The organism is Ethanoligenens sp. (assembly GCF_047718355.1).
Classification (GTDB): Bacteria; Bacillota; Clostridia; order Oscillospirales; family Ethanoligenentaceae; genus Ethanoligenens.
Genome location: NZ_JBDNLG010000038.1, coordinates 1 through 4,254 on the forward strand (window position 1 = coordinate 1; position 4,254 = coordinate 4,254).

The following is a 4,254-nucleotide window of genomic DNA, read 5'->3' on the forward strand; positions in this document are numbered from 1 at the left end:
CAATAATACTGCTATACACGGGCGGCGTCGTGACCTTTCTGGCGGGAAGGCACGGCGCCGCAAGCCTATGGGCGCGGCTGGAAATCTGCCCAATTTAATCTAGAGGAGCATGATACGGGATAAGATGAAAAACAGGATAAAGCTCTATGGGTTCAACAATTTAACAAAGTCGCTCAGTTTCAACATGTACGATATCTGCTATGCCAAAACAGTGGTTGACCGCAATGCGTATCTTTCTTATATCGACGAGCAGTATAACGCCGACCGACTGACTGGCATTTTGAAACACCTGACCCAAATCATTGGGGCCGATATTCTGAACATTGCCAAGCAGGATTACGACCCACAAGGAGCGAGCGTCGCTATCCTCATTTGTGAAGAACCGATGCTACCCCAAAGAGCGGAAGATACGCAGGAGACTTCCGGTCCGGCTTCCCCGGAAACCATACTGGCGCATCTGGACAAAAGCCATATCACTGTCCACACTTATCCTGAATACCATCCAGACGGAGGCGTGTGCACCTTTCGGGCGGACATCGATGTGTCCACCTGCGGCGAAATCACGCCACTCAACGCGCTCAATTACCTCATCAGCAGCTTTGAAGCCGATATTATGACCTTAGACTACCGTGTGCGTGGCTTCACCCGGAATGTGGCGGGGAAAAAACTGTTTATGGAGCATCCAATGACGTCTATTCAAAACTATATCCCGCGTGAAGTCCGCAACAATTACCAGATGATCGACGTTAATGTCTATCAAGATAATATTTTTCATACGAAATGCAAACTGAAAGAATTTGCGCTGGACAACTATTTGTTTGGTTTTACCGAAAAGGATATCCACCCGGGCGAAGCGCAGCGTATTACGAGGAAATTGCAAAAGGAAATGGATGAAATCTTTTACGGGCGCAATATGGTGGGTTTCCATGAGTAAGCGCGTGGCGACGCAGCAGGAACTGCATGTTGCGGCTACAGAATTGTCAGCCATGGCGGAACAGCAGACCGCCCCACTGTTCGAGGCTATGGAACGGTATGTACACACCGATATGGTGCATTTCGATGTGCCGGGTCACAAAAAGCGCAATAGTCCGGAGATTATGGAAGCATTCGGGGAGAAAGTGCTGAGAATGGATGCCAACTCTACGCCCGAGTTGGATATGCTCGGTAAGCCAACCGGTGTGATTGCACAGGCCGAAAAGCTGCTTGCGCAAGCCTATGGCGCAGATGAGGCATTTTTTCTGGTAAATGGGACTACCTGCGGTGTGCAATACATGATTTTTGCGGCTTGCCAGCCAAAGGACAAAATCATCATCCCGCGCAATGTGCATAAATCCGCCATCAACGCGTTGATTTTGAGCGGCGCACATCCGGTCTTTGTCGCGCCGGAGATTGATGAGACTTATGGTATCCTCAACGGCGTGCGCTTTGAAACAATCAAAAAATCCATTGATCGCAATCCGGACGCAAAAGCTGTCTTTCTCATCAATCCTACCTATTTCGGCGCGGTGTCAGATTTGCCTGCCATCGTGGCATATGCGCACGCCCACAATATGCTTGTCTTGGTGGATGAAGCACACGGCGCACATTTGCCGTTCCACCCTGCGTTTCCGATAAGCGCGATGCAGGCGGGTGCGGATTTGTCCGCCATCAGTCTGCACAAAACAGGCGGCGCGTTGACGCAAAGCTCGGCGCTGGTCATGCACACCGCATATCTAACGCGCGACCGCGTCCACGCCGCTATCAACCTGTTTGAGACCACCAGTGCTTCTTATTTGCTGATGACCAGCTTAGACATTGCCAGACGGAAACTTGTCACACAGGGGCGTGCCATTTTTGACGAATTGCTCAAGCAGGTGCGTACAATGAAGGCGGAGATCAATGCCATGCCGGGGCTTTCGGTGCTGACGGCTGATTGTGTTGACGGGGCAGGCGTCTGCGGTTATGATGAGACTAAAGTGGTGGTGCGGGTCAACGAGCTGGGGCTCACCGGCTTTAAAGCGTATGAAATCATGCGCAAGGATTATCATGTGCAGCCGGAACTGTCTGAAACGTATGTCGTCATGTTTATTGTTTCCATTGGCGATGATGCATCCACACTGCGCGTCTTGACCGATGCATTGCGCGACCTGAGTCGGCGATTTTACGGCAAAAAAGAACCATTTCGTGTTTCCATGAGTGGGGTGCTGCAAAAACTGCACGGTGTTATCACACCGCGTGAAGCATTTTACGCTGAAAAGATAGCGGTGCCTATCAGCGAAGCCGTGGATGAGATCTGCGGTGAATCCATTATGATCTATCCGCCTGGAATCCCACTGGCAATCCCCGGGGAATGGCTGACACAGGAAATCTTGGACGCGTATGCATTTTACCGGGCGCAAGGCGGCCTGCTGGTCGGTGATGAGAGCAATGCCGATACCATCAAGATTCTTGAGCAACCTTGATCTTTTAGAAAGAAGGCGGTTTCATGACCGATTTATGGTATTCCGAATATCACACCGACGATGTGCGCTTTTCAATTAAAGTGACCAAACAGCTTTGCAGCGAGCAAACGCCATTTCAGAAGATCGATTTTTTTGAGTCGGAAACGTTTGGCACATTCTTCACAATCGACGGGCTGATGATGGTGACGCAAAAAGATGAGTTTGCCTACCATGATATGATTACCCATGTGCCATTTGCGGTGCATCCGGCGGTGAAGCGTGTGCTGATCATTGGCGGCGGCGACGGCGGCACGGCCCGCGAGGTTTGCCGCTATCCGGGCGTGAAGCACATCGATCTGGTGGATATTGACGAACGTGTGGTACGCTTATGCCAGCAATATTTGCCACAAACTGCTGCTGTGCTGGACAAAGACCCGCGCGTGCACATGCATTTTGAGGATGGTTTGCAATTTGTCGGACGTGCTCAAGAGGGCGAATATGATCTTGTTCTGGTGGATTCCACAGACCCGGTCGGTCCCGGCGAAGGCCTGTTTACCAATACATTTTACCAAAACTGTTACCATGCGCTGGCAGATGACGGTATCTTGATCAATCAGCATGAAAGCCCGTACTATCCCGCTTATGCACATGAAATGTTACGTGCGCATTCTAAAATCAAAAACACATTCCCCATTGCGCGGGTATATCAATTCTACATCCCTACGTATCCGTCCGGGCACTGGCTGTTTGGGTTCGCCTCCAAGAAATATGACCCTATTGTGGATTTTCAACCGGACAGGTGGAACGCGCTGGGACTGAAAACCAAGTACTACAACACCGATTTGCACACGGCTGCATTTGCGTTGCCCAGCTATGTGCGGGAGATGCTTGAACATGGCGAATGAAAAAGCCCCGTCTTTGCTACCAACTTGTTTTATCGGGTGTGAGACGTCGTTTGAGGAAAGCAAAATCGTTCTGTTTGGCGCACCGTTTGATGGCACAGTGACATTCCGCCCAGGCTCGCGGTTTGGTCCCGCGCAAATGCGCCCGGACTCCTATGGGCTGGAATCGTACAGCCCATATCAAGACGCCAATCTGGAAGACGCGGCCATTCATGACGCGGGCGACCTTGATTTGCCGTTTGGGAGGGTGGAACGAGCGCTGGGGGACATCGGCGCGTTTGCCGGAAAAATCGTGCGGGCAGGCAAAAGACCGCTGATGCTGGGCGGTGAACATTTGGTCACATTGCCCGCTTTGCAAGCAGTACATGCCCGGCATGGCGACTTGTGTGTCCTGCATTTTGATGCGCATACCGACCTGCGTGTCGATTACCTGGGCGAACCGCTTTCTCATGCGACGGTACTGCGGCGTATCTGGGACGAGCTGGGGGACGGGCGTATCTTTCAGTTTGGCATCCGTTCCGGTCTGCGTGAGGAATTCGAGTGGGCAAAGGCCCATACCACGCTGCATCCGTTTGATTTGGATGGGCTGGATGCGGCGATTGAAGCCATCGGAGGCCGCCCTGTATACGTGACCATTGATCTGGATGTGCTTGACCCATCAGTTTTTTCAGGCACCGGTACGCCGGAACCCGGCGGTGTATCCTTTAAAGAACTGCTCAATGCGTTGTGCAAACTCCATCGCCTGCATATTGCAGGCGCGGATGTGGTAGAGCTTGCGCCGCATTACGACGCCAGCGGCGTGTCTACCGCTGTGGCCTGCAAAGTGGTGCGGGAATTGGGTATCGCCATGAGAGACACGCGTTAAGCGAAAACGGCGAGGGGGGGCGAAACCATGGTTGTGCCGGCCCACACTATTATATTAGTGTTAAAAA

The 4,254-nt window shown here is 51.9% G+C and carries 4 protein-coding genes; all 4 read left to right on the top strand.

Features of this window, described 5'->3' with window-relative positions; translation table 11 throughout:
* Positions 1–109: 109 nt before the first annotated feature.
* From speD to speB, 4 genes are read left to right on the top strand one after another with little or no spacing between them, the layout of a single operon-like run.
* Complete coding sequence (speD, locus tag ABF463_RS07405) at positions 110–934, top strand: adenosylmethionine decarboxylase (RefSeq protein WP_415532942.1); 825 nt, start codon at positions 110–112, stop codon at positions 932–934.
* On the top strand, positions 927–2,441 hold the full coding sequence (locus tag ABF463_RS07410) for an aminotransferase class I/II-fold pyridoxal phosphate-dependent enzyme (RefSeq protein WP_415532943.1): 1,515 nt from the start codon (positions 927–929) through the stop codon (positions 2,439–2,441). The genes speD and ABF463_RS07410 overlap by 8 nt, the downstream gene beginning before the upstream one ends.
* Positions 2,442–2,464: 23 nt before the next feature.
* Positions 2,465–3,325 (top strand): polyamine aminopropyltransferase, encoded by an 861-nt coding sequence (gene speE, locus ABF463_RS07415; RefSeq protein WP_415532944.1) that lies wholly within the window; start codon positions 2,465–2,467, stop codon positions 3,323–3,325.
* Positions 3,315–4,187, top strand: a complete 873-nt coding sequence (gene speB / locus ABF463_RS07420; protein ID WP_415532945.1) for an agmatinase — start codon at positions 3,315–3,317, stop codon at positions 4,185–4,187. The genes speE and speB overlap by 11 nt, the downstream gene beginning before the upstream one ends.
* Positions 4,188–4,254: the final 67 nt, after the last annotated feature.

What these genes read in the sequence shown, in the direction of transcription:
- speD (WP_415532942.1), top strand. Translation starts at nt 110, where the DNA reads ATGATACGGGATAAGATGAAAAACAGGATAAAGCTCTATGGGTTCAAC.
- ABF463_RS07410 (WP_415532943.1), top strand. Translation starts at nt 927, where the DNA reads ATGAGTAAGCGCGTGGCGACGCAGCAGGAACTGCATGTTGCGGCTACA.
- speE (WP_415532944.1), top strand. Translation starts at nt 2,465, where the DNA reads ATGACCGATTTATGGTATTCCGAATATCACACCGACGATGTGCGCTTT.
- speB (WP_415532945.1), top strand. Translation starts at nt 3,315, where the DNA reads ATGGCGAATGAAAAAGCCCCGTCTTTGCTACCAACTTGTTTTATCGGG.